Origin of the sequence: uncultured Sulfuricurvum sp., assembly GCF_937936435.1 — a bacterium.
Lineage (GTDB): Bacteria > Campylobacterota > Campylobacteria > Campylobacterales > Sulfurimonadaceae > Sulfuricurvum.
Window position 1 is genome coordinate 1 of the sequence record NZ_CALDDG010000005.1, and the last position, 25,958, is coordinate 25,958.

Annotated in this window: 19 protein-coding genes and 1 pseudogene; 6 read left to right on the forward strand and 14 right to left on the reverse strand. The window is 45.0% G+C overall.

Annotated elements, in window-relative coordinates; genetic code table 11:
- From Q0389_RS00785 to Q0389_RS00795, 3 genes are all read left to right on the forward strand, one after another.
- Nucleotides 1–1,330, forward strand: a 1,330-nt coding sequence (locus tag Q0389_RS00785; RefSeq protein ID WP_298690550.1) for a hypothetical protein, incomplete at its 5' end; no start/stop codon positions are given.
- A 25-nt stretch (nt 1,331–1,355) separates the two neighbouring features.
- The gene (locus Q0389_RS00790; protein ID WP_298690553.1) at nt 1,356–4,793 is read left to right on the forward strand and encodes an ATP-binding protein; all 3,438 of its coding nucleotides are present in this window, start codon (nt 1,356–1,358) and stop codon (nt 4,791–4,793) included.
- Nucleotides 4,794–4,808: 15 nt separating this feature from the next.
- Nucleotides 4,809–5,186, forward strand: a complete 378-nt coding sequence (locus Q0389_RS00795) for a response regulator (RefSeq protein WP_298690556.1) — start codon at nt 4,809–4,811, stop codon at nt 5,184–5,186.
- A gap of 31 nt (nt 5,187–5,217) precedes the next feature.
- Here the strand turns inward: Q0389_RS00795 and Q0389_RS00800 are convergent, their stop codons facing one another.
- From Q0389_RS00800 to Q0389_RS00815, 4 genes are read right to left on the reverse strand one after another with little or no spacing between them, the layout of a single operon-like run.
- Entirely contained in the window at nt 5,218–5,664 is a 447-nt protein-coding gene (locus Q0389_RS00800; protein ID WP_298690559.1) for a type II secretion system protein, read from the reverse strand.
- Nucleotides 5,651–6,598 (reverse strand): type II secretion system protein, encoded by a 948-nt coding sequence (locus Q0389_RS00805; protein ID WP_298690562.1) that lies wholly within the window; start codon nt 6,596–6,598, stop codon nt 5,651–5,653. Before Q0389_RS00805 ends, Q0389_RS00800 begins: the two co-directional genes overlap by 14 nt.
- Nucleotides 6,595–7,257, reverse strand: coding sequence for a hypothetical protein (locus tag Q0389_RS00810; protein ID WP_298690564.1), 663 nt, complete (start codon nt 7,255–7,257; stop codon nt 6,595–6,597). Before Q0389_RS00810 ends, Q0389_RS00805 begins: the two co-directional genes overlap by 4 nt.
- 11 nt (nt 7,258–7,268) lie before the next feature.
- Nucleotides 7,269–11,819 carry a hypothetical protein gene (locus Q0389_RS00815; RefSeq protein ID WP_298690567.1) on the reverse strand — a complete coding sequence of 1,517 codons (4,551 nt, stop codon included), beginning with the start codon at nt 11,817–11,819 and terminating at the stop codon, nt 7,269–7,271.
- Between the two features lie 293 nt (nt 11,820–12,112).
- Here Q0389_RS00815 and raiA point away from each other — a divergent pair, with 293 nt between their 5' ends.
- Nucleotides 12,113–12,649 carry a ribosome-associated translation inhibitor RaiA gene (gene raiA, locus Q0389_RS00820; RefSeq protein WP_298690570.1) on the forward strand — a complete coding sequence of 179 codons (537 nt, stop codon included), beginning with the start codon at nt 12,113–12,115 and terminating at the stop codon, nt 12,647–12,649.
- A gap of 1 nt (nt 12,650) precedes the next feature.
- Here raiA and recG read toward each other — a convergent pair whose 3' ends face one another.
- From recG to msrP, 9 genes and pseudogenes are all read right to left on the reverse strand, one after another.
- Complete coding sequence (gene recG / locus Q0389_RS00825) at nt 12,651–14,435, reverse strand: ATP-dependent DNA helicase RecG (RefSeq protein WP_298690573.1); 1,785 nt, start codon at nt 14,433–14,435, stop codon at nt 12,651–12,653.
- Nucleotides 14,416–15,702, reverse strand: coding sequence for a pitrilysin family protein (locus tag Q0389_RS00830; RefSeq protein ID WP_298690576.1), 1,287 nt, complete (start codon nt 15,700–15,702; stop codon nt 14,416–14,418). The genes recG and Q0389_RS00830 overlap by 20 nt, the downstream gene beginning before the upstream one ends.
- Nucleotides 15,699–16,745, reverse strand: coding sequence for a dehypoxanthine futalosine cyclase (locus Q0389_RS00835; RefSeq protein WP_298690581.1), 1,047 nt, complete (start codon nt 16,743–16,745; stop codon nt 15,699–15,701). The genes Q0389_RS00830 and Q0389_RS00835 overlap by 4 nt, the downstream gene beginning before the upstream one ends.
- Before the next feature lie 4 nt (nt 16,746–16,749).
- Complete coding sequence (gene nusB / locus Q0389_RS00840) at nt 16,750–17,148, reverse strand: transcription antitermination factor NusB (protein WP_298690584.1); 399 nt, start codon at nt 17,146–17,148, stop codon at nt 16,750–16,752.
- Nucleotides 17,148–17,618: a 6,7-dimethyl-8-ribityllumazine synthase gene (ribE, locus tag Q0389_RS00845; protein ID WP_298690587.1), complete on the reverse strand. Its 471-nt coding sequence runs from the start codon at nt 17,616–17,618 to the stop codon at nt 17,148–17,150. Before ribE ends, nusB begins: the two co-directional genes overlap by 1 nt.
- 2 nt (nt 17,619–17,620) lie before the next feature.
- The gene (gene kdsA, locus Q0389_RS00850) at nt 17,621–18,421 is read right to left on the reverse strand and encodes a 3-deoxy-8-phosphooctulonate synthase (protein ID WP_298690590.1); all 801 of its coding nucleotides are present in this window, start codon (nt 18,419–18,421) and stop codon (nt 17,621–17,623) included.
- Between the two features lie 33 nt (nt 18,422–18,454).
- Nucleotides 18,455–19,618 (reverse strand): annotated as a pseudogene (locus Q0389_RS00855) (aminoacetone oxidase family FAD-binding enzyme).
- Nucleotides 19,615–20,217 carry a ferric reductase-like transmembrane domain-containing protein gene (locus Q0389_RS00860; protein WP_298690592.1) on the reverse strand — a complete coding sequence of 201 codons (603 nt, stop codon included), beginning with the start codon at nt 20,215–20,217 and terminating at the stop codon, nt 19,615–19,617. The pseudogene Q0389_RS00855 and the gene Q0389_RS00860 overlap by 4 nt, the downstream one beginning before the upstream one ends.
- A gap of 12 nt (nt 20,218–20,229) precedes the next feature.
- Nucleotides 20,230–21,156: a protein-methionine-sulfoxide reductase catalytic subunit MsrP gene (gene msrP, locus Q0389_RS00865; RefSeq protein WP_298690595.1), complete on the reverse strand. Its 927-nt coding sequence runs from the start codon at nt 21,154–21,156 to the stop codon at nt 20,230–20,232.
- 52 nt (nt 21,157–21,208) lie between these two features.
- Between msrP and rimO the strand changes: the two genes are divergently transcribed.
- The gene (gene rimO, locus Q0389_RS00870; protein WP_298690600.1) at nt 21,209–22,525 is read left to right on the forward strand and encodes a 30S ribosomal protein S12 methylthiotransferase RimO; all 1,317 of its coding nucleotides are present in this window, start codon (nt 21,209–21,211) and stop codon (nt 22,523–22,525) included.
- On the forward strand, nt 22,518–23,513 hold the full coding sequence (gene tilS / locus Q0389_RS00875) for a tRNA lysidine(34) synthetase TilS (protein ID WP_298690603.1): 996 nt from the start codon (nt 22,518–22,520) through the stop codon (nt 23,511–23,513). Before rimO ends, tilS begins: the two co-directional genes overlap by 8 nt.
- On the opposite strand, the gene lon is transcribed toward tilS, so the two are convergent.
- Nucleotides 23,488–25,911 carry an endopeptidase La gene (gene lon / locus Q0389_RS00880; protein ID WP_298690607.1) on the reverse strand — a complete coding sequence of 808 codons (2,424 nt, stop codon included), beginning with the start codon at nt 25,909–25,911 and terminating at the stop codon, nt 23,488–23,490. The two genes, tilS and lon, sit on opposite strands and share 26 nt — an antisense overlap.
- Nucleotides 25,912–25,958: the final 47 nt, after the last annotated feature.

A 25,958-nucleotide genomic window follows, 5' to 3' on the forward strand; every position in this document is an offset into this window, starting at 1 on the left:
AATGACCCACATTACCTCTGTGGGCGAAGATACTTTTGTTTCTAATCAAGCAACTTCTTCGTCTTGTCCTGCAAAAGGCCCTCCTGTTTCTGCTCCGACGATGGAAATGCCTATGGAAAAAGTCGAAAAAACAGTCGTTTTACCTGATTACACCCACATACCTCCCACCCCGTTAAGCGAACCGAGCACATTAGATATTCCGTCTTATAACGATAACGATTTCGAACTTCCGGCAGAAGAACCGCTAGAAGACCTGTATGCCAAATTAAGCCTTCCTCTCAGCGAAGAAGAGTTGGAAGAAGCAGTACCGGCAGAAACCCCTGCAATGCCGATGGAAGTCGCTCCGACTCTTTCTGAGCGCCCAATGCTCGGTGACGTTCATTACACCAATGCCGAAAAAGAGTTCCTAACCCAGCTTCAAGTCGATCGATCTTATCGCTTCGATCCGAATGTCGCCGCTCACGAACTCGGCTTGCCGGTCGATTTGATTGAAGAGTTTATCGGCGACTTTATTCAACAATCTCATGAGTTCAAAGATGAATTGTTCGAAGCAGTCCTGAAAGGGGATATCAATAACGTTAAAATACTTTCTCATAAACTTAAAGGGGTTGCCGCCAACCTCCGAATAGAAGACGCTTTCGAAACGCTCAGTATCATCAATACCTCCAATGATCCAATCGAAATCGAAGCCAATCTTAAATATTTTTATACCATCATCGACAAACTGGAGGGCAAAGAGACATTTTCGTTTGAAAGCACGACTATTGTTCCTGATATCGAAGAACATGGAGAAGCGGAATTTATACAACCTGCTCTTTCCGAATCCACTTCTCAAGACGACATCTATGAATTTGCCTTAAAAGACGATGCCCCGTTGATGGTACAAGAAGAAGAGCTCAACCAAGCAAACGTTCCAGAAATCCCTCTAGAACCAAAAGTAGAGTTTTCAAAAGAAAAATTGGATGTTATCGATTTAATGGAGATGCCGACGTCCGATGATGAAAATTCCATCATCGATTTACCGCCTCAACGGCTCCATTACGATAAGATTGCCATCGCCGGAGCACTTGGGATCGAACACGACTTTTTCGACGAACTCATTCACGAATACAAACACGACGCCCTTAAATCCGGGAAAGAGATCGTAGATGCTATCGGCGCATTCGATACCCATTCATGGAAAAGAATCGCCGGACAGCTCAAAGGAATCAGCGATAATCTCCGTTTGAACGAAATTTCAGATGAATTGGCTATATTATCACAGACCAATGATGCACAAGAAGCACACAAAGCATCCAAACGACTAAACAGCTTTCTTGAACAACTATAAATAATACGAATAAAGAGGAGATTCCATGCAATTAGGACTTAGAAATCGACTTCGCCTCATCAGTCTTTTACCGATTCTGATTCTTTTTACACTCGCGAGTTATTACGTTTATAACGCATTCGTGAGCTACAAAGGGGCACAACAGCTTCAAGTAAGGTTAGAAGGGAATAAACAATTAACCGATTTGATTAATAATCTCTCCCGCGAACGGGGAATGACCGTTATGTATATGGGTAGCTCTTCCGGCGCTACTTTAAAATCTCTCCATGCACAGCGACTTATCGTCGATCAAAAGATTACCGCGTATCAAAAATATCTCGGAACACTTAAACAAACCAATAGTGCCGAAAGCGCCAATGCCGATATTCTTCTCCAACTCATCGCAAAACTTCAAACTCAAATCGGTAAGTCACGCCCTTTAGTCGATCAGCAAAAAGCCAACTTCAACGAAGTATTTTCCGATGTATACGGAAAATCTCAAGAAATGCTCATCAATGAACTGGCTGAACTTGCCGGATTGCATTTCGATGATGAGATTAATGCCTATTCGACCACTTACCTCTCTCTCGTACGAACCAACGAGTACAGCAGTATCGAACGTGACTACATTACCTATATCATCTCACGTGCGACTCCGCTCGAAGAAGAAGAACTCAATAAATGGCTTTCACTGATTGCCAAAGCAGATACGCTTGCATTGGAAGGGATGAAAGACAAAGAGCTTCAGACTAAATTAAAATCCGTCCTCTTCAGCGAAGACAATACCGAGCTCTATCAAGATATTATGAGCGAACGTTCCGGTATTCTTCAAGCCAGTTCAAACGGCGCTTACGATACCCAATCGGGCATCTGGTTTGCCATGATTTCTGAAAAAATCAATGCGATCGACAGTGCCCAAAAAATTCTCATCGACGCTATGGACAAACGCGCATCCGTTGTTCAAGAAAATGCGGTACAACTTCTCGTTATCGCTATTGTCGTTTGGATCATTGCCGTTTTGGTAGGGTTGCTGGGATATTTGCTTTCACGCGAAATTACAACCAATATTAAAAATCTTGAGTCGGTTCTCAAACGGGTAGCCGAAGACACCCATGATGATGAAGCACAAGCGCTCAGCGGATCTATCAATCTCGATACTGCGGCCGGGACGGCACAAGCATACGCCTTGCTCGAGCGTATCATCGAACAAACTCTCAACGATAAACAGTATGCGATGGAAGCTTCTGAAGCCAAATCGATGTTCTTGGCCAATATGTCGCATGAGATTCGGACACCACTCAACGGTATCGTAGGCTTCACCGAACTTCTTAAAGATACCGAGCTCCACGATGAACAGCGCGAATTTATCGATATCATTGAAAAAAGTTCGGAAAACCTTCTTGAGATTATCAATAATATTCTTGACCTTTCAAAAATCGAAAGTAATAAACTTGAAATCGAAGAGATTGTCTTTAATCCGATGGATGAATTTGAAAGTGCGGTTGAAGTTTACGGCGTACGCGCTTCTGAAAAACATATCGACCTCGCCTGCTATGTCGATCCGAGTTTGGAACGCCCTCTCAAAGGGGATCCGACCAAAATTAAAGAAGTTATTATCAACCTTCTCAGCAATGCCGTCAAATTCACCAATAGCGGAGGAGCGATTAGCGTCGATATCCGCCGCTTGGAGTGTGAACACCTTAACCGTGCGCGTATTCGCTTTGAAGTCAAAGACAACGGTATCGGGGTTACCAGCGAACAAAAATCGCGTATTTTCGAAGCTTTTTCTCAAGCAGATACTTCTATTACCCGTAAATACGGCGGTACAGGGCTAGGACTCACTATTTCAAGCCGATTCGTCGAATTAATGGGCTCACGTCTCGATTTGGAAAGCGAACCGGGCAACGGAACGACCTTCTTCTTTACCTTGGAATTTGAAGAGATTGAAACTCTCAACGAATCGTTCAAAGGTTCTATCTCCAATATCAATGCCGTTATTTTGGAAAGCACCTCGAAGAAAAAACTTCAAAGTACCTACATCAAAGAGTATCTTGATTTCTTCGGAGTCAGCTACACTACGTTCCACGAGCTCGATGAGCTTAAAATGTTGGAACGTCAGGTCAATTACGATCTTCTATTTGTGGATAACGATTTTACCCATGATGAAGATATTCTCGCCTATGCCTCGGCGCAAGAGCAGCTTGTCCTTATCACTAAATCGTATTACATGAAAAAAATCGATTCTATGGGAATCGATATTTTCAAAGTCCTTTACGAACCGATCAACAGTTCAAAAATCCGTTCTACCCTCGAAGCATACGATGCAGAAGCATTCACTAACCGTAAACAAAAAGCTTCCCGCCGTAAAAAATTCGATGAGAAAAATTCCCGTTTTGCCGCTGCTGCCCTTGTAGCGGAAGACAATATCATCAATCAGAAACTGATTCGACGAACCCTCGAAGACCTCGGATTGGAAATCACGATAGCTAATAACGGACTCGAGGCCTTTGAAAAACGTAAAAACGGCAATTACGACATTATTTTTATGGATATCCAGATGCCGGTTCTTGACGGTATCGAAGCAACCCAAGAGATATTGGATTTCGAAGAGGATTACGGACAGCATCATATCCCGATTATCGCTCTCACCGCCAATGCGCTTAAAGGAGACCGTGAACGTTTCTTAAGTGCCGGAATGGACGAGTATACAACCAAACCGTTAGTTCGTTCTGAAATCATTTCTCTGTTAAACAATTTCTTATCGCATAAAATCGTCGATATCAAATCCGTACCGAAATCGATTCATGATATTGCCAACAGTGAGCAATCACCTATAAGCGATGAAAATATCCCCGATACTGAAAAAAATATAATTGAAGAAGAAGCTATCAATACATTGGATGAACCTCTCTTCGACACGATTGATGATCAACCTACCGACACTGACGATTTCCCATCAGAAGATACACCGTTTGCTGCTTCGGACGAAGCGGCTGATACGGAAGTTCCATTAGCCGAAGAGCCTATTCTTCTCGAAGAACCGTCCGTTTCTGAAAGTAAAGAAGAAGTTCCGGAATTTGTACCGGATGAGCACTTATCCGAAGAGCCTCTATTTGAAGAGCGCCGTTCGAGTTTTGATGCAGACGTTTTGATTGCCAAACAAAATCTTTTGGAGATGAAACTTTTTACACGTATATTGGACGATCTAGGATATACCTATAAAAGTGTCATGACATCACATGACCTATTACACGAAATTGAAACGCATCGCTATAAATTAGCACTCTTTGATAAGAGTCTCAGCGAACTTGATCTCAAGGAACTGTATGATATAATTCGATCCAAAGATAGTGACACGACACTCGTAATGCTCATCGATCCGAACAGCACTGAGGATAGCGAAGACGCTATGTATGTACATGAAATTATCAAAAACGTGGTCAACAAAGATCTTCTTCGACTTGTTTTTGAAAAATTTATCTAAGAATAGGGACTCTCAATGAGTGATAAAAAATTAAAAGTACTTGCCGTCGATGATGATATGATCAATCTGAAACTGCTTAAGACGATGTTGATGAAGACTCCCAATGTGTCCCAAGTAGTAGAAGCCAAAAACGGCGCTGATGCGATCGGCGTACTTAAATCACAAGACGATATCGATATCATTCTTCTGGATATCATTATGCCGGTGATGGGAGGGATCGAAATGCTAAAAGTCATCCGCGCCGATGAATCGTTACGCCAACTCCCCGTTATCGTTTTAACAACGGATGAAACCAAAAAAGGGGAAGCTCTTGAATGCGGAGCAAACGGGTTTTTAATGAAACCCGTCCGTGAAAAAGATGTCGTCGCCAAAATCGCTCAACTTGCCCTTTAAGGGCACGTCTTTTCTGTATATAATTTTCGCTTTATAATTTCTGCCAAGAACGTTTTTGAACTCTGATATGTTCGGAACTCAAACCATGATCTTCAACTATTATATCTATAAGCACCATCGTATCTTTTCCTGTATTGTCTGTCAATGTCGTACAATGAGCGGGTGCAGCTCCTTTAAAAGAATAGCCAAGCGTGCTGTTGATATCAAACATAGGAGTACCGCTTGCATCGTTTACTGTAATATTTAATGTATTTAGACACGCATCTCCAGCAGCCGTATTAGCCCCTTGTGCACGCATCAGTGCATATTCCGTTGCACTTTGAGCCAACAACTCCGCTTGCGCTTTTAAATAATTATCTAAAACTGACTTACTACCGACAGATGAATTGCGTAATAGCAAAACACCCCCCGCAGCAATTAATACAACGACAAAAATTGCTAATATCATTGCAAAGCCACGACGTTTAGTATCGGACATGAACTATCCTTTCCCGACAGATTTGATTGATACTGACATTGCTGTCACTTAGATTTTCATCAACTCCCTGCATGCATATTTTTAAAGTGTACACATTACCGATATTCGAATTGATTGCCATATTGGAATTATCATACAGTATTGCGAAATGGGTCACTTTATCTCCCAAAAGTCTACCTGAAACAGAACTGTATCGTTCGCCATTCCAAGGTTCAAAGCCAGAATACATATTGAATACACCGTCTCTTGCTCTAAATGCGTATGCCGTACGCATAAGATATCCACGATTTGTTTCTCCGCTGGTACTAATTACTTGGTCCAGTGTTATATTATGATCAGAAACAACCGACAGAATACGTCCGTACACATCATTCGTATTGAGTGTTGGTGCCCATCCATAACGATGACATTCATCCACTCCTTCTCCCACGCCGTCACTACGGAATATAGCAGCCCTTGTCGCATCATTTTGATCTAATTGAGCCATATTGTCCATCGCCGTATAATTTGAATCCGAACTAATGAACATATGCCCTAAACTCGTACCGTTACTACTCCAGCCCGGCCGCCATCGTGTACTATTATTGTCCCAATAGCCTCTAAGGCCATCGCTATCGACAGCGACAAAAGCGATTGTATAATCTTTATTGTCATCTCCTGTCTTCGGTACACCGACACATTGAGACCCAAAGACTGCATTATCTTCATCCAAACGAATGATTGATGAAGAAATGGCATTTTCAAAATAACCGGCAATTTGTTCCAAAATATGGTCAGCCTCCGCAACCCGTTTCGTATATTCGCCAGTTCTATATATGCCATCATAATACTGACGCATCGATTCGATGGCCAGTCCACCGACTATCCCCATAATAACAATTACAAAAAGAAGTTCGATCAACGTAAATGCATTGCGGTATTTTAGATGTTTCATTCGGCAAACTTACCTACATTGGATTTAAAAAACGTCATGGTGATATTCGTATCCGACTTGGTATCCATGCATCGGACCACTATACGTTTAAAATTAGTAGCATTTGCAACACCTGTTGTCGGAGAAGGATTACTCGAAGAGCCAAGTTGCCATGTTGCTGTCGCATTACCATCCGTACTAAAAGAGTTCATAGTATCTGAAACATAACTGACACGATAATTGATCGGAATGATATATACATTCCCGTTTGTTGCATTAATCTCCATATTATAAGACTTATTATGCAACTGCTCGATCCCTTTTGACAAATTCAAATCTCCGGTTGCAGGAGAGGTTGCCATCATAGGAACATTTGTCGAGCATATCATATTGGAATTGGGATTACGCCGATAGTATATCCCTGATACATTGTGATCGCAGTCCAGACCACCGCTGCTGACTGAAAGCGGTCTGAAATCAGGCGCCGTCGAATTTTCATCCCAACGAGCCTGGGAGACTTTAGTGATCTCTCCTAACATCCGTTTCAGGATATCTTCATCGACCATAACGCCTTTACTCGAATTATTGGCAATCGCCATCATCGACGGGATAGAAAGGACACTGATAGCAATAATGACGATGGCAAAAATAAGTTCGATCATCGCTATCGCGGAGCGCATCTTAAATCTCTTCATCGTGTCGCCGGAGTATAGTCGTAGGTTACTGAACCCGATGTTGCTTTTTCCGTTGTCCCTTTATTTGCTTTATCCGTTCGCAAATCAGTTCCTGTTGCGCTTCCACCTCTTCCGACTGCCGGAACAACATTGATATTAAAGCACGGATGAGTCAAACAGTCCATATTGGCACCGGACGGATCAGCGTAATTAAGTGCATTAACGCCATACCACAACCATGAATCGGTATCGATATGCGCTTTACGGGTATAAGGGATATTGCCCGTTCCTACATGTGTGAAGTTGTATGTTTCTACACCAGAAACAGCTGGACCGGCAACGTTTGTCGCTGTCCATCCAGTCGAATATGATTGTAAATATGTTACATTTCCATCACCGTCATTCGCATCATTGTGCAATTGATTCGTATACCAATTTGCCCCATTTCGGCTTGGAACCAACTGTGTTCCCGCTACTATCGGAGCATTATAAACCTCATACCAACTATTAGCCGTAAAATCTACATCCCCAAAAACACGGACATCCCGTGGAATAATACGACCGTAGACATACGTTACATTAAAATCCATAGCTTGATTTCCAGTAGCTATATGTGACGCAGAAAGGTCGGCCTGCATGGTACAATTGGCGGACACGTTACAATCGACATTCAAATCAGTCAACATTGCTAGTTTGGGACTCATAGGTATTGTGACATTACGATCATAGTTCAAACGGCTGATCATTGGCAATGAACCCGCCGTGTCCTTTACATAATGTTGCTCCGGTATTGTAGTTAGCTTCATAGTAAGGGAAGATGTATTGATATCGGTCGCATTGCTATCATATGTCAAACCTCCGGTACTGTTAAAATCCATGAATCGAACTTGATACGTTGTATCTACAACACTTAAATTGTTATCGCTGACTAATGTCACATTCAAATCTTTTGCATAACAATTCCGCACAAAATTTGTAGTAATCACATTGTTATATCCTGCCGCATTGATATTTCCGGTCGTCCGTAACGACATATCCATGCTGTCGTTTCGACTAATATCCGCCATATAAACAAAATCATTTCCTCCGGTACTTATCCCTCTTGGAACCGTGCCAACGCCAAATGTGATCGTACTTAAGTCAAATTTATAAGGGTTAAATGTCAACAAGTAATCTCTATATTTTAAACCATTTTCATTATTATCATGTGTACTACTGATATCACATCCGACTGGATTTGTCAATGCTGTTCCGTTCAGACCAATTACATTTGCCTGAATAGGTACATCTGCACTGTTTTGTACACATTCTGCTCCTGAAAGAAAATGGGCACCTGTTTGATGTGTCTGCTGGCTGGTATTCCAGTCCACCGCCGTCCATGTTTTATCAATAATATTTAAACGGTATTCACCCACTTGCGATAAATTCCCATCTACCGCAGCAATACCGTTAATCAGGTTAAAACTTTGCGGTTTGCTTTGAGTGTCATTACATCCGGTTTTTGCACTTGACGGTTCCCACACAAGGGAGATGTTATAATCACTCCCACCTGTACCAAAATAACGGGTATACCCCGGAGTCGATCCGTTATCGATATGATTTGTCGCATTAATATCGTATTTGTAATCATATCCGCTTGCAATATTTATCCGACCCGTATTAGGAGTTATCACACCCGTATAACCTAATGCGAACAGTTGTGTTTCCGCATGATTCGTTTGATTCATGTCTTTTAACATCACAGTATAACTCTCTGGTCGAATCGCGAAATTATCGCGTGAACATAAAACATTTGTATTGGCTCCGTATAAACACTCCATACAAATTGCGATATCTTTAAATGTGCTATTATTCCCGTTATCCGAACATGCTACCGCAGTATCGTTCGTCAAAGTATTATTATTAGGATTGATTACATTTTGACGGCAATGGGGATAGACCTGATGAATATTTGAAAAGTTATCAATTCTAATTCCATGCGTAGTTGGTACAATATGAATTAATGAATCATTTTCATCTGCAAGAGTGTTAAAAGTTACTCTAAAAGCAGCATTCGGAGTAGCAGTTTTAAAAAATTCTTTTGCATTCGCTAACGTAACCGGCTTCCCGGTAATAACATCAGAAACCAACCCGTTCGTAATTGCATTATTAATCGTTGTCTCATTAAAATTGATTTGCGAAACATTATTTTCAAATGTCATCCAAATCCTAGGAGTTACGGCACTTGATGGTTCCCGGCATGCGGCATCGACGTCATGGAATTGACCGGCGTCGATCAATTCTACGGCAACCATTGTACTTACTGACTGAGGAGTATCAAGATTTTCCGGGTCGAAAGAAGCAATCCTGAAATTCCCGGGTCGTTTGGCCACCTGAGTGGTAAGGTCATAATATCGTGGCGTTATAGCGTTTCCATCATATAAGCCTGCTTCAACCATACTAAATATCCCCCATTCAGGGGTATACCCAAAATTATTTGCCGAACACATCGGCAAACCGGCACCGCCAATCGTTGATGAATAAGGCATGGTTAACGTACTTCCATCTGCTAACGGAATGACTAAATCGTATGAAAAAGTACCGTTGATAGGAAGATGTATCGTTCCCATTTGCTGTGGTTGCAGTCCGTAATATATATATGCGTATTTTGTTCCTCCTATATCTCCTAACGGAATATTATTGATATTGCTATCACTAACACTCAACGGCCATGCCGCGTCACTCTTTGCTGTCGGTGTATATTGATCTGGATAAGTTACAGCGACACTATTACGCGTATATACTGCCTGTGTTGTATTAATATCTGTAATGTTTAATAACACGTTGCTTGCATTAACATCCGAATTTTCTTGATTCCGAATATATAAACTTACATTAATATCTGCCGTACTAGTCAGCGTACCCGAAACATAAGGCATTACGGTTCCATTATTTTCTTCGGTAAACGGCAACCCATTTTGCTCATACCCATAATCATAACAAAATGAAGGAGTATATAAATCAGTTGAAAATGCTATTGCTCCAGGTGTAGATTGGTCACCATTATTATTGCTGAATGTAGCCTCTAACTTTAAGGAAGTCGACGTTTGATTATTTGTCATATAATTGGAAACATCATAAGTATCCAAATCCATTCCTGGATAGTAGCTAATCGCATTATTGACAGCTGTGCCATTGATAGAAACTGAACCGTTAAATGGGTTGTTGGCAGGATTAAGTGCATTGGACACAGTTTGATACGCATACGAAGTATTTGCATTTTGAATGTAAAATGCATCCCGTTCTATCTTTTTCTCTCCTCCAGATGCATAAAACAACATCTTTGCATTCACAGAATTGGATTTCGGTGTCAAAAATCCCGAAATGGGAATTTCAATATTAAATGTTTCATATCCAGTAGCCGGCATTGGAACCATTGCATCAAAACCGTTAAATACATTCACATTTTTGACTTTTGCACCTGAGGGCAATGAATCAGGCGAATATTTATAAATCACTATCAGTGACCAGTTGCCCCAAAAACCTATTTTAAACCCATTAAATTCTGCATTTTCCCCTAAATAAAAATATGAATACCAATCCAACCCATTATTTGCTTTAATATTACCGACTGTAAATGCTTGAGAAATTCCGTTTACCAAATGAGATTTCACTAATGACGTAACATCTTTATATCCCTGATAAAAAGATCGATAACCTCCGCCATTGCCAGTACCATCACCCCAAAAATCGTGATACCAAATATTGTCAGCAGTAATATTCTGAGTTGTTCCATCTGGTAAACGAAATGTGACATTTCCTCGATTTTGTATCATCGCGGAAGAGGTATAATCACTCGCATTTTGACCGGCGATATGCCCCTGCCAATACAATCCTGCCCACTCGATATTATCTCCAGCTATATTAGCAGGTAAGGTCAAAGTAGAAGTTGCGGAATTTAGCGTCATTGCTTCATCATTTTTATACATGACATTGGCATCATATAAATAACCAGTGTAGTTGTTATTACATTGTCCATTATTATTCACACATACGACTGATGCCCCGGTGGAGGTAAAATCCCCAAATAATTTTAATCCTCCGTTTGGAAATACCGGACTAAAAGGATTTTGATGTAATAAAGAGTGCCCTTTAATAGGTTTATTTGCGTTCAACGTGTATGATGTATCTTGGTTTGACGCACTACCAACTAAATAAAGATAATAACTTACTCCGGAAGCAACATCTACAGTAGCAGTTCTTGTTGTCCCTCCTGATATATTTAAAGTAATTAGAGATGTGGACGAACATCCTGAATCACTATAAAGATAAACTGTCATAGCCCGATTCGATGTATTGTTTTGAATAGACAAATTAATTTGCCCACCAACCGGATTGTCGATTCGATAATAATCAGCATCATCGCTCTGAACCAGCCCTGTATGGTTATTATACGTTGACCCAGCTGTAGCACTCCATGTACCGACTAGTGTTGCGGGTGAAGGACATGCCGCCCCCCAACTCACTGTTGTTGTCATCAGCAGCATAAAAATACAAATGCGTAAAAAATTTCCTAAAAACTTACTCATCATTCCATCCTCCTCGGAATTTTTGGATACACACGATGAGGGCTCGGTAGCACGAAATATAGTACCTGACCAACGAATCTATTAGTATCGACCATTGTCCCTCTTTTCTAAAACCATCATAGAGGAGACGCCATTCTTTGATTGTAGTGCTATGTAGATTAAACGGTGATTAAAATGTGTTAATAATTATTTTCGTGTTATCCACTTTCACACTGCATTCGATCTTACACTTTGTCGTTTGTGTGTTATAATCGAATTTCCTACTTACTAATTCAACACAAGGTGGTACCATCATGAATATCTCTCTCGTCGGACGCCACATCGAGCTCAGCGATGCCATTAAAGATCATCTGATGCACTCTATCGACACTCTTACCAAATATCATCTCGACCTCATCAGTGTCAATGCCGTCGCCTCAATAAACGAACGGAAAAAAGGGGTAACGATCGAGTTCACGATCAATATCGCCGGAAAAAACACCATTGTCATTACCCAGCGCGACAACGATCTCTATGCCGCGATCGATATCGCGATCGACCGTGCCCAAAAAGCGCTCCGCCGTCTGCATGACCGTCTCAACGATCATAAAAACGAATGCCTTAACGAAGCGAAAAACGAAGCGTGCCAAAACATCAATCTGCAGACTGCCAGCGAAACGATGGAAGATGAGATCGTCCCGGCCGAGCCGGTATTGTTTAAGCCCCAAGAGGTGGGCGAAATCATCGAAAAGCTCAAAGAGAGTACCAAAGTCTTCGAAGTCTTCTATGACAATGACGGCAAAATGCGCGTCATGTACAAACGCACCGACGGGAAATTCGGTTTATATTGATTCAGAGGTCAAGGTACGCCTTGACCTGTTTGACTATCTCTTCATCTTCACCGATATCCGCCCAACGAAACTTTTTACCGCTTTGAATACTTCCTTCCAGCAAATCACCGGATGAACGAAATTTTAGATCCAACGCTGCGATATCGAAACCGCTTTTGCATGTGCTGAACGCTTCCAGACGCTCATTTTTTCCAGTTTTATTGGTATAGAGATAACAATATCCTTGCAGCCCTGTTCGACTCACCCTGCCGCGGAGCTGATGCAATGTCGAAAGACCCAGACGCTCCGCCCCGACGATCACGACGGTCGATAGACGCGGCAGTGAAATCCCCACTTCGACGACTGTCGTCGCCAAAAGGATACTTCCTCTCTCCCGGAACTCCGTCAATACCTTCTCTTTCTCCTTGTCTTTTCCATGCGTTACATACACCCGTTCAAAATTTTTTTCCCAATATCCCCGTGCCTCATCGATACTCTGATAATTTATCGTCTCACTTTGTTCGACTAAAGGATAAACAATGAGAATCTGATGGTTATGAGCGATTTCAATCCGTATATGCTCCAACAGTTTCGAAAAATCGCTTTTGCCGATGATACGTGTTTCGATGTTTTTGGTAAACGGGGTTTGGACGATCAAGCTGACGTCGATATGAGCCGAATCGATCATCGCCTGGGTACGCGGTATCGGAGTAGCGGAAAACTGTAGATAATGCGGCGGTGAATCGTTATCGGTCAGCTTCGTCAAGGCATGCCGCTGCGCCGTCCCGAAGCGGTGCTGTTCATCGACCATCACCAAAGCCGCTTCGGGTAAAGGACGGTGCAATAGGGCATGAGTGCCGATGATAAAATCGTGCTCATCCAATGAGCCTTTTTTGGTTGCATTTGTCACAAGCGCGATGCGGAGATTCGAGAGAAATTTTTGCGCTTCTTCAAAGAGCTGAGCCGCCAATATCGTCGTCGGCGCCATCAAAATGGAACGTTTCGGCTGCATCGCTACGACCGATGCCAAAATCACCATTGTTTTACCCGATCCGACGTCTCCGACGATCATTCGGCGCGCTGCGTATTCACTCCGAAGATCGGCTTCAATATCACCTATCGCCCTCTTTTGATCCTCCGTGAGTTCAAACGGAAGCGTTTGTATCCATTGCGAAAGATTACCGGATGCGCGGTAAGCAGTTTTATGATAACGGCGTTTCAAGCGCAAACGCCGCATATAGTCAAATAACTCTGCGAACTTCAGAGCATACAGCTCCGAGTCGTTTAAAGGATGAGGAAGTTTTGGAAAATGGATAGCGTACAGTTGCTGTGCTACGGGTTCGGGGATACCATCTGCCATCAATGCGTCGAGCGTGATATGTTTCTCGATAATCCGACGCATCACATCAACGCGAAGCGGTGTTTTATAGATAGGAACCAACGCTCCGACGGCAGGAATTTTATTCGGATGGATAATTTCCCATTTCCCTTGTTCACACACTGCTTTGCCGCTGAAAAAAGCTCTTTCTCCGGTATGGAACTGGTGCATCATATAAGGTTTAGGATGAAAAACAATCCCTTCGATAGTGGTCTCGAGGTTGTGGGCGAAAAAAGTAATCTTGAGTGTTTTGGGAGTACGAACGGCACGTTCCACCGTCGCATCGATAACACAAGAAGCGTTATGAACCAGTTCGGCGGAGAGACGACGATCTTCAAAAGAAGCGGGAGCAATCAGGGAGAGAGCGGTGACACTTCCGACATTTAAACGTCGGAATTTATCGGCATCCTCATTTGGTAACAATGGCATAGCTTAGGTTACGAATCTCACCATGGCGTTTGATAAAATCGTTTAGGTCATCCAGCTTTAAGTTGCGGATCATTTCCAGTTCCTGTACGCTCGATCCGAGCGGCTTGCCCGAATAGTATTCGCTAAAAGTGCGTCCTAAACGCTGTGAAAGGGTCTCAACCCGAAGCGGTTCGGAACCGAGGAGGAATTTGCGCGCCTGATCCAGCTCGTTTTGGGTCACTCCATCACGGACAAAAGTATCGATCACTTCGATAACCGTTTTTTTCGCCTCTGTTTGAGACTGGAGTTTAGTTTGCAGATATCCGCTAAAGTAGGTATTGGTTTTTGCAACGCTTAAGCGCGAATACGCAGAATAAGCCAGTCCCCGTTTTACCCGAATCTCTTCCATCATCCTACTTCCGAATCCGCTGGAGCCCAGGATAAACATCGCGACACGCGCTTTATAGTATTCGCTATCGCCTTCGCGCATTGCAAACGGGGAGCCGAAATAAAGATACGCCTGCTCGGTCGCAGGACGTTTAAGGATCGATTCTTTCGGCGTTTTACGCGGTTCGAAGTATCGATCATTCGCTTTTTTCCCGACACTCAAATCGGAAAGAAGCTGTTTTGCTTTTTGAAAAGCCTGATCTTTGGAGATATCTCCGCCGATCACCACGAGAGCGTTAGAGATAACTAAGTGTGATGCAACGAACGACTGGATATCTTTCAATTTGATCTGATTGATACTCTCTACGGTTCCGATATTCGGAGTCGCCATCGGCGTCCCCTCAAACAAGACCGCTTTAAGTTCATTGGAAGCAACGGTATCGAAATCGGCCTCTTTTCGAGCGATATCGCTGAGCGCCATCGTTTTCGTTTTCGTCAACGTTTTAGCAGTGAAATTGGGCTCTTTAAGCTGTTCCTGCAAAAGGGCAAGCCCCGTATCAAACTCCTCTTTCAAACTGCCGAGTTCGATGACGAACGTCTCATTCCCCGCAGTGGCGCTGAGCTGTATCGCACGGGCATCCAAAGCATCCGCAAATCCGACCGAACCGCGAGATTTACTCCCCTCGTTGAGCATTTTGGCACTCAGACGTGCCAACCCGCCCTTTTGTCCCTCATCAACGCTTCCGCTTCCGGTGAATACCAACTGCATCGATACGATCGGAAGCCGTTTGTCTTCTTCGTAAATAACCGGAACTTTGACGCCGTGAACTTCAACATAATCCAAACTGCTTGCCATAAGTGCATACCCTGATAATAAAATTGCTGTGACGAATCGTTTCACGCGAACATCTCTAATACATCGTAAGCCGTATTACGGATCGCCGGAGTCTCCCCTACATCGCGAATGAGACGGACCATCTCCTCTTTCGCCATCCGAAAGCCTGCTCCGGCACTGCGAACGACATTCTCTTCCATCATCGTCGAACCCAAATCGTTCGCTCCGTACAAAAGGGCCATTTGCCCGATGTACGGCCCTTGGGTCACCCATGAACTTTGAATGTTTTGAAAGTTGTCCAAAAAGAGACGGGAAACCGCCAAAAGCCGCAAATAACGGTTTGACGACTGTTTCTCAATCTCGGGATGTTCTTCCATCAACTGTGTATTTTGTCCCTGAAACGACCACATGATAAAAGCACGAAAACCGCCCGTCTCATCCTGAAGACGGCGGATCATGTCCCAGTGCTCAATGATCTCTTCGTCAGTTTCCACTGTTCCGTACATCATTGTCGCCGTCGATTTTATCCCCAGTTTATGCGCTTCTCTATGAACGTGCAACCACACCTCGCTATCGATTTTTTTCGGAGCGATTATGTCGCGTACCCGGTCGCTGAGGATTTCAGCGCCTGCACCCGGAATCGATGCCAACCCCTTTGCGTGTAAACGCGCAAGGCATTCTTGAATCGTGATACGAGAGACTTTCGCGATATAGTCCAGTTCGATCGACGAAAATCCGTGAATCGTAATCTGCGGATATTTGGCATGGATATGTTCAACCAGATCCTCGTACCACTCGATTTTCAATTTCGGATGCACGCCCCCTTGGAACAATATCTGCGTTCCGCCGATTGCCAGGAGTTCGTCGATTTTTTGATCGATCTCTTCGAATGTCAGGACATAAGCGTCTTCGTCTTTACCATGCCGATAAAAGGCGCAAAATTTACAGTCGACCCAACAAACGTTCGTGTAGTTGATGTTACGGTCGACGACGAAAGTAGTGATCCCGTCGGGATGGAGCTCTTTTTTACGGGCCGTAGCCATCTTGCCGAGTTCTTTCAGATCGCCGTTGCGGATAAGGTCGAGGGCTTGTTCTTTGGTGAGGCGCATTGTCTTACTTGTCTTTGGAAATCGCGTCTAACACGCCGTTGATAAATTTCGGAGATTGTTCGCTTCCGAACGCTTTCATCACTTCGATCGCTTCATTGATAATGACGGCGGTATCGAGTTCTCCGAACATGATCTCATACGCACCCAATCGGAGCGTAGCACGCTCGATCGATCCCAAACGGTCAAAATCCCAGTCCTTGAGATGGGTGATGATCGCCGCATCCACTTGTTCCAGATGTTCGGTGACCCCTTGAAACAAATCCAAAGCAAAATCACGCTGTTTGTTACGAATTTTTTTCTCTTCGAGAATCTCATCGCTGAAATCGGCAATGCTTTGGTTTCCCAAATCATACGCATACAATAAACTGACTACCGCCATGCGGGCTTGATGTCGTGTCGCCATTACTGACCGATCGCTTCGTAAAGATCAAGCATCTCGATAACAACCGTCATCGCTTCAAAGCCTTTATTTCCGGCTTTTGTCCCTGCGCGTTCGATCGCCTGTTCGATGGTGTCCGTGGTCAAAAGACCGAATGAGACCGGTTTTTTGTGCTTTAGACTGACAGAGGCGATCCCTTTGGTCGCTTCAGCGGATACATAATCAAAATGTGGCGTCGAACCGCGGATAACGGCTCCAAGTGCACAGATCGCATCGTATTTTCCACTCCCTAAAAGCTGCTCGATCACCATCGGAAGTTCAAATGCCCCGGGAGCAAGTACGTGGGTCAAATCTTCGTCATTTCCTCCGTGACGCGCAAAAGCGTCTTTTGCTCCTTCGACCAAACGGTCGACAACGAAATGGTTCCAGCGTGTGCTGACGATCGCCACTTTTTTGCCGGGAAGTACGCGGAGTTTTCCTTCGATCACATTCATTGTTAGTTTCCTTTTACTGAGTCAATTTTTAAAAGTGTTTCGCTAAGTGCTTCAAGCTGTTCTAATTTTAACATATTCGGCCCGTCGCTCAACGCGCATGTCGGATCGAAATGGGTTTCGAAGAAAAAACCATCCACCCCTACAGCCGCCGCTGCGCGTGCGAGATGCGGAACCATAGAGCTGTCTCCGCCCGTTTTTCCCGTACCTGTCCCCGGCATCTGAACCGAGTGGGTCGCATCGAAAATAACCGGAGCGAATTGGCGCATGATCACCAGTGAACGCATATCTACGACTAAATTTCCGTATCCGAAACTTGATCCGCGCTCACATAAAAAGACGCCGTTTTTTTGCGCCGCTTCGTAGCTCAGTTCTTCGCATCCGCGTGTTTTCAGCACTTTCATCACCGAAAACTGCATATCGCCGGGCGTCATAAACTGCCCTTTTTTGATGTTGACGATCTTATCGGTTTTCCCGGCCGCTACCAATAGATCGGTTTGACGGCACAGGAATGCGGGGATTTGGATCATGTCGATTACTTCGGCAGCGATAGGAACCTGATAGCTCTCGTGTACGTCGGTGACGATTTTATATCCGAAATCGTCTTTTACTTTTTGCAGTATGCGAAGCCCCTCTTCGAGTCCCGGACCGCGGTAGCTGTCGAGTGATGTGCGGTTTGCTTTGTCGAAACTGGACTTGAAATAAAAATCAAAGCGGGGATCATTATGGTAACGCTCTAAAGATTTTGCAATTTTGAAAATCGATTCTTCGCTCTCAATGACACACGGTCCGGCTAAAAGTATCATTCATACTCCTATAAGTTATTAGTCATATTGTACTCAATTTGGTTTAAAAGAGATTGAGCAGATCGCCTTAGCGCAGACGACTGCGGAACTAAACGCCCACTGAAAGTTATATCCCCCCAGCTCTCCGGTCACATCCACCACTTCTCCGATGCAATAAAGCCCCCGTATCTTACGGCTTTGCATCGTGGAGGGATCGATCTCTTCACACGCGATGCCGCCGCGGCACGCTTCGGCTTTGGAAAACCCGAATGTCCCCGAAGGGGCCATCGTATAATTCTGAATTGTTTTGAGCTTTTCGAATTCCTCGGCGCTGAGACGGTTACAAGGCTTATCCTCCAAATCAACCGCTTCCAAAAACGCTTTCATAAACCGTTTCGGCAGGGTAATCGCGGTACTAAGGATCTTTTTCTCACGGCGGATTTTTTCCAGATCGAATCCGGGAAGAAAGTTGATCGCGATCTCTCCGCGGTGCCAGTAAAGCGATGCGGAGAGGACGACAAGACCGCTGATTCCTTTGTGCGCGAATAACAAATCCTCTTCCAAAACCCGTCCGGCGACACGGATTTGGGCACGGCAGCTGATACCGCTGAGCTCTTTCATCCAGAATTCTTTAGGTTGCAGTGTCAACCCGACCAAAGCAGGATTAAAAGGGATCGTTTTGAGTGCATAGTGTTGAGCGATTTTTAAGCCGATATCGCTTGCGCCGAGCTCTTTATAACTTGCTCCGCCGGTTGCCAGTACGACGTTTAAAGCCTCAAAGCCTCCTTTATCCGTGGTCACGACAAAAGAGCTTTCCCCCTCGACCGATACGATTTTATGCCCCAACAGCAGATCGCATCCGCGCGCCTTTCCCAGCAGGATGCTAATCACCTCATCCGAACTCTTCGGACAGAAATAATAACGTTCCTTGCGGATGACCGGGCGCAGTCCCCCCTGATAGAAATACTCCAGCAGCGCTTCCTTCGAGAAGCCCTCTAATACGCTTGAGACCAGTTTCTAGTCTCCCAGATAGTGGCTCGCATCCACTTCCACATTCGTCAGATTGCATTTGCCGCCGCCCGAAGCCTTGAGTTTGAGGGCCGGCTTGGCGTTCCCTTCTATGACCGCAATGGAGAGCGCCGTATTTTCACGTAGCTGCGCGGCGCACATCAATCCTGCCGCTCCGCCTCCCAAAATGATAACGTCGTAGCGTTTCATCGTTTTAACAACCGCAATGCCAATAATGCGAACAGTGTCCCGACGACTGCAATGTGGGTCAACGAGATCGTTTTATGACTCATCAGATAGTGAATCGCGATCAAAACGACCGCAATGTAGACCAATTTATGCCACGAGCGAAACGATGCAAACAGCTTTTTGGTCGATGTCAACGCCATCAGCAGCATAATAACAAACGCTCCCATACCAAACGCGACAAACGGCTTGGAGACGACTTGATGCAATGCCGATGAAAAGTTAAACTGCTGATCGACGCCGATGAAAAGCAAAGCGTGTATCAATGCGTAAAAAAAAGAAAAAAGACCCAGAAGGCGGCGGTATTTAAGAAGGTTAATGCTCAAATATACTCTTAAAGGGGTCAATAGCAATGTCACGGCCAGAAGCCACAATGCACTGTTTCCGGAGAGATCGGTTAAAAACTTCAGCGGATCGTTCGGAAATCTCGTCAACACTACATGCAGATACGGCTCTAAAAAAATCAAAAAATTACGTAGCCACTCCGGATGCCACTCGGTGCTGAAACGGATCATTCCGTAGATCACCGGCAAAAGTGCGCCGAGCCATATCACTATTCGCATAAAACCTCTTTTTTAGTAAAACTTTGTCAAGTCCATATTTTTGTACAAATAGGCTACCTCTTTCGCATAGCCGTTAAAGGCCAGGGTATCCTGTTTAAAAAACTTTCCGAGCACTCTTTCACGGGCCTGAGACCATCTCGGATGGTCAACTGCCGGGTTGACGTTCGCATAAAAACCGTATTCGTTGGGAGCAATCTGGTTCCATGTCGAACGGGTCTGATGATCGCTCAGGGTAATTTTCACGATACTTTTAATACTTTTAAACCCATATTTCCAGGGGACGATCAATCGGATCGGAGCACCGTTTTGAGGCAACAGTTCCTTGCCGTAGAGTCCGACTGCCAAAATCGTCAGCGGATGCATCGCCTCATCAATTCTGAGCCCTTCGCGATACGGAAACGGAATACTACCGAAATTTCGGTTCTGTCCCGGAAATTGTTTCGGATCGAAAAGCGTCTCAAACTCAACGTATTTGCTCTTCGAGGTCAATCCGGCCTGTTTGAGCAGTGAGGAGAGGCTAAAACCGACCCACGGTACCACCATCGACCACCCCTCAACGCATCGGAAGCGGTATATCCGTTCCTCCATAGGAATTTTTTTCATTATCGTCTCAATATCCAACGTCAAAGGTTTTTGTACCTCTCCGCCTACACTGATACTCCACGGATCACTTTTAAACTTTTGTCCGAGTTTAGATGGTCCTTCTTTGTCCAGAGAAAACTCGTAAAAATTATTATACGTCGTAATTTGGTCGTACGACGTCAACTCCAGGCCTGGTCTGCTTTTGTTTTTTGCAAATGCCAGTGTCGCCGAGAGGGGAGAGGCTACCGTCACCGCTGCCGCAGCCGCCAGTTTCATCAACATTCTCCGCTCGTAGTAATGACTTTCGGAGGTTATCTGCGAGGAAGGAATCGGATCATAATCTTTACGTATAAGCATGAGAAATCTCCCGTTGGCTATAATTGCATCAATATTATCCAAGGTTAGGTAAATGAGCAAAAAACTTCACATCGTCTCACTCGGTTGCACCAAAAATCTCGTCGATACGGAGGTGATGCTCGGACGCCTCAAAAACTACGAGATGACCGATGACGGAAGTGCCGCAGACGTTATTATCGTCAATACCTGCGGATTCATCGATGCGGCAAAACAAGAGTCTCTCAATACGGTTCTCAGTCTCGATTCGGGTCGTAAGAAAGATTCGGTTCTGGTTATGGCCGGATGTCTCTCCGAACGCTACAAAGAAGAACTTTCCAAAGAGCTCAGCGAAGTCGATATCTTCACCGGTGTCGGCGACTACGACAAGATCGACGAATTGCTCGCCGCCAAACAAAGTCGGTTTACTCCGGAAGTCTATCTGATCGACGGAGCCGAGCGGGTCGTCACCGGGTCGAGCTACCACGCTTATATCAAACTCTCCGAAGGGTGCAATCAGCAATGCAGCTTCTGCGCTATCCCGTCATTCAAAGGAAAACTACATTCCCGTGATTTGGAAAGCATCGCACGTGAAGTCGAAGGATTAGTGGCCAAAGGGTATTACGATTTCAGTTTCGTATCTCAGGACTCGAGTTCGTATCTGCGTGACCAGAACATCAGCGACGGGCTGATCCACCTCATCAAACGGATCGAACTGATCGACGGGGTCAAAAGTGCCCGTATCCTCTATCTGTATCCTTCCACGACAACACTCAAACTGATCAAAACGATCGGAGATTCAAAAGTGTTTCACAACTATTTCGACATGCCGATCCAGCATATCAACGACGAGATGCTCCGCATCATGAAACGGGGATTCGGGAAGGAGAAAACGCTGGAACTGCTTAACGCGATGAAAGCGTTGCCATCCTCCTTTATACGTACCAGTTTTATCGTCGGCCATCCGGGTGAAAGCGATGCGATGTTCGAAGAGATGGCAGAATTTGCGGGCTCGTTCGGATTTGACCGGATCAACGTCTTTAGCTACTCCGACGAAGAGGGGACAAGCGCCCATGCGATGCAAGAAAAAATCGCATCAAAAACGATCGATGCCCGTGCTAAAAAGCTGGGAAAAATCGCCTCGGCTGTCGAAGATAGCAGTCTAAAACAATTGATCGGAACGGAAATCCCTCTCGTCATTGACGGAGAGAGTGACGAACACGAGTTTCTGCTCAGCGCCCGCGCTCTGATCTGGGCTCCGGATGTCGACGGAGAGATCTATATCAACGACCGTGAGATCGACGGTGATCTCGCTTTCGGAAAAATCTATCGCGCCCGTATCAGCGAACTCGCCGGAAAACGGCCCTTGGCTACCGTGACAGGCGATGCTTAATCTCGCCCATCTCGATCGTCTTCAAGAGGGGAAAGTCCTCCTCGCCTATTCTGGGGGGGTCGATTCGAGCGCCCTCTTCCATCTCCTTCTTGCCAAAAACATCCGTTTCGATATTGCCCACGTCAACTATCATACCCGTGAAAACAGCGATTCCGAAGCACAGGACGCCGAAGCTCTGGCACAAAAATACGGACTTTTTTGTCATACCCATTCCTGTCGGCTGGGAGGGGCGAATTTCGAGCACCGCGCCCGTACCGAACGCTACCGCTTTTTCGGTTATTTGATGGAAAAATACGGCTACCTCTATCTCGTCACCGCTCATCAGCTTAATGACCGTCTGGAATGGCTGATGATGCAGCTGTGCCGCGGTGCGGGCCTGCCGGAGCTTTTGGGCATCCGTTCTATCGATACCCGTGAGGGGATAACCATCATACGCCCATTACTCGAACATGATCGTGAAAGTATCGAAGCCTATTTGCATCACCACTCGATACCCCATCATATCGACGAGAGCAACACCGACGAGCGCTATACCCGCAATGCCTTCCGCCACCGTTACAGTACGCCGCTGATGCGCGAATACCGAGACGCTATACGGCGCAGTTTCCGCTATCTGGAAGAAGACAGCGATCTGTTGATCGAACCGGTCGAATTTGAACAGATCGACCAGCTCTATTATGTTTCCAATCCTCTGACCATGCGTTCTTTGTTGAACGGAATCGATACGGTTTTAAAATCGTTCGGACATGTGATGAGCAAAAATGAAAAAGAGCTGATTAAACAGGGAGGAACCCATATCATCTCACGGCGCTATACCGTTTCTATCAATACCGACTATACGTTTATCGCTCCGTATGACAATAATACCGTGATGGATAAAGGATTTAAAGAAGAGTGCCGACGGCTAAATATCCATGCGAAACTTCGGGGATACCTTTACGGTGCCCCGAATGCTTTCGCTCTTATCCGTCGATTAAAAGACGTGTAAGAACCTCTTCGATTCGGCTGACGCCGACAATTTCCAACGCGGCTTTAACCTCATCGGGGATATCGCTAAGATCGCGATCATAGTTTTTTTGCGGGATCAGAGCCAATTTCATTCCGGCGCGATGCGCGGCGATCAATTTCTCTTTCAATCCGCCGATCGGCAAGACATTTCCGGTCAACGAAACCTCACCTGTCATCGCGATATCGGCACGTACTTTTTTATTCGTTAAAATCGATGCGATAACGGTAGACATTGCGATTCCCGCACTCGGCCCGTCTTTCGGAGTCGCTCCGTCGGGGACGTGGATATGTAGGTCAAACCGTTTATATACTTCGCTCGCTTCTATCGGAGTGTCGCTTTCACGCTCCGTCGGAGAGAGCGGAATAATCGAATGATCGACGTTCAACGTGCCGTTATCGATCAATGTTTTCACGACCGAAAGGGCGATGCGGGCCGATTCTTTCATAACATCCCCGAGACTTCCCGTAAGCTGTAACGTCCCTTTCCCGTTAATACGGATCGCCTCGATCTTCAACACATCACCGCCTACTGCCGTCCATGCCAACCCGTTGACGACACCGATACGATCCACATGGTCGGTACGGTCGATCTCGAAAATCGTTTTTTCCAAGAACTCTTTCAAGTTTTTCAGCGTCACGCTCACTTTTTGGGTAGCCGGTTCTTCGAGTATCTTCTTAGCCGCTTTACGGACGATGTCGGCAACGCGACGGCGGAGGTTACGAACACCTGCTTCACGGGTATGCTTTTCGATTACTTCGGCCATCGCCGTTTTCGAGATCGATAATTCACTCGGTTTCAAACCGTGTTTCTTCAATTCCTGCGGGATCAGATACTGTTTCGCAATCTGGAATTTTTCCTGCGGCGTGTAACTGCTCACAGAGATAAATTCCATCCGGTCACGCAACGGTCCCGGAATCTGTCCTACGTCATTGGCAGTTGCGATAAAGATCGCCTTGCTCAAATCAAGATTGAAATTAAGATAATAATCTCTAAAATGGGTATTTTGCTCCGGGTCGAGAATCTCCAACAATACCGCCGTCGGATCGCCGCGGTGCGATTTCGCCACTTTGTCGATCTCATCGAGGACGATAACCGGATTCATTTTTTTCGCTTCAATCACCCCTTGAACGATACGTCCCGGCATCGCACCGATATAGGTACGGCGATGTCCGCGCAATTCATTGACGTCTTCCAATCCGCCCAATGCAATCCGTACCAACGGACGTTTTAACGCTGTAGCGATAGAGTTTGCCAACGACGTTTTACCGACACCCGGAGGGCCTGCGAAACAGAGGATCGCACCGCGCCCCTCTTTGTCAGCGATTCCGCGAAGTTCAAGCAACTCTTTGACCGAGAAAAACTCCAAAATACGCTCTTTCGGTTTTTTGAGCGAAAAATGGTCTTTATTGAGCTGATTTTCGACATCGTGAATATTGAGCGGTTTTTTTGATTCTTCACCGTACGGAATTTCAAGCACCCATTCCAGATAGGTCTGAATCATCCCCGCATCGGCGCTGTCAGGATGCATTCGGGCAAAACGTTCCAACTGCTTATTGATCTCTTTATACGCATCGGGATGCATTTTCTCTTTTTTAGCTTCGAGCTTTTTACGGAACTCTTCGATCTCTTCATCACGATGGGTATCGGTTCCCAGCTCTTTTTGAATCTGTTTGAGCTGCTCTTTGAGGAAATATTCTTTATTCACTTTTTCTATTCGGGTGTGAACTTTGGAGCGGATCTCTTTTTGGAGTTTGTTTGCTTCCGTCTCTTCGATCAACTCATCAATCAGCATCAAAAACCGTTTTTCAGGGTCTTGTTCGATAAAAAGCTGATAAGCGTTCTCTTTTTTGATCTTGATGGAGCTGCAGATCAAATCGACGATACGGTTGTATTCATGATTTTCCTCGATAGTACGGAGCAAATCGGGAGGAAAGAAATTGCTGACTTGTGAAAGGGCGCGTACTTTTTCACGCAACACTTCCAAGATCGCATCCATTTTCAGCTCATTAGCCGCATACGACTGGATTAAATCGACATGGGCCCGCAGAGGATTGTCATGGACCATATCGACGATGTGACCGCGTGCCAGCCCTTGGAAAAGAACTTTGATCCGCCCGTCGGGAAGGACCACTTTACGCATGATCGAACCGATTACTCCCGCATCGTAAATCGAATCTTTTTCCCGTTCTCCTTCATGATTCGGCTTGACGGGACAAACGATCACCAAAGAGTTGTTTTCAATCGCTTCCGCCGCCGCGGCAATATTTTTTTCATCGTTCAAAAAAAGCGGCGAGATCATAAACGGATAGAGGAAAAGTTCATCCTCCGCAATGACCGGAAGATCAGTAGGAAAAGAGCTATAGTTGCTAAGTTGCATTGAGGAAACCTTATTCATTCTAAATTTCTGTTCATATAGTACATTTT

Excerpts from the sequence above, each read along its gene's own strand:
- raiA (WP_298690570.1), top strand. The coding sequence starts at position 12,113 with ATGAATATCTCTCTCGTCGGACGCCACATCGAGCTCAGCGATGCCATT.
- Q0389_RS00810 (WP_298690564.1), bottom strand. The coding sequence starts at position 7,257 with ATGCGCTCCGCGATAGCGATGATCGAACTTATTTTTGCCATCGTCATT.
- recG (WP_298690573.1), bottom strand. The coding sequence starts at position 14,435 with ATGCCATTGTTACCAAATGAGGATGCCGATAAATTCCGACGTTTAAAT.
- ribE (WP_298690587.1), bottom strand. The coding sequence starts at position 17,618 with ATGAATGTGATCGAAGGAAAACTCCGCGTACTTCCCGGCAAAAAAGTG.
- Q0389_RS00815 (WP_298690567.1), bottom strand. The coding sequence starts at position 11,819 with ATGAGTAAGTTTTTAGGAAATTTTTTACGCATTTGTATTTTTATGCTG.
- lon (WP_298690607.1), bottom strand. The coding sequence starts at position 25,911 with ATGCAACTTAGCAACTATAGCTCTTTTCCTACTGATCTTCCGGTCATT.
- rimO (WP_298690600.1), top strand. The coding sequence starts at position 21,209 with ATGAGCAAAAAACTTCACATCGTCTCACTCGGTTGCACCAAAAATCTC.
- msrP (WP_298690595.1), bottom strand. The coding sequence starts at position 21,156 with ATGCTTATACGTAAAGATTATGATCCGATTCCTTCCTCGCAGATAACC.
- Q0389_RS00790 (WP_298690553.1), top strand. The coding sequence starts at position 1,356 with ATGCAATTAGGACTTAGAAATCGACTTCGCCTCATCAGTCTTTTACCG.
- Q0389_RS00805 (WP_298690562.1), bottom strand. The coding sequence starts at position 6,598 with ATGAAACATCTAAAATACCGCAATGCATTTACGTTGATCGAACTTCTT.
- Q0389_RS00860 (WP_298690592.1), bottom strand. The coding sequence starts at position 20,217 with ATGCGAATAGTGATATGGCTCGGCGCACTTTTGCCGGTGATCTACGGA.
- tilS (WP_298690603.1), top strand. The coding sequence starts at position 22,518 with ATGCTTAATCTCGCCCATCTCGATCGTCTTCAAGAGGGGAAAGTCCTC.
- Q0389_RS00800 (WP_298690559.1), bottom strand. The coding sequence starts at position 5,664 with ATGTCCGATACTAAACGTCGTGGCTTTGCAATGATATTAGCAATTTTT.
- nusB (WP_298690584.1), bottom strand. The coding sequence starts at position 17,148 with ATGGCGACACGACATCAAGCCCGCATGGCGGTAGTCAGTTTATTGTAT.
- Q0389_RS00835 (WP_298690581.1), bottom strand. The coding sequence starts at position 16,745 with ATGCGCCTCACCAAAGAACAAGCCCTCGACCTTATCCGCAACGGCGAT.
- kdsA (WP_298690590.1), bottom strand. The coding sequence starts at position 18,421 with ATGATACTTTTAGCCGGACCGTGTGTCATTGAGAGCGAAGAATCGATT.
- Q0389_RS00795 (WP_298690556.1), top strand. The coding sequence starts at position 4,809 with ATGAGTGATAAAAAATTAAAAGTACTTGCCGTCGATGATGATATGATC.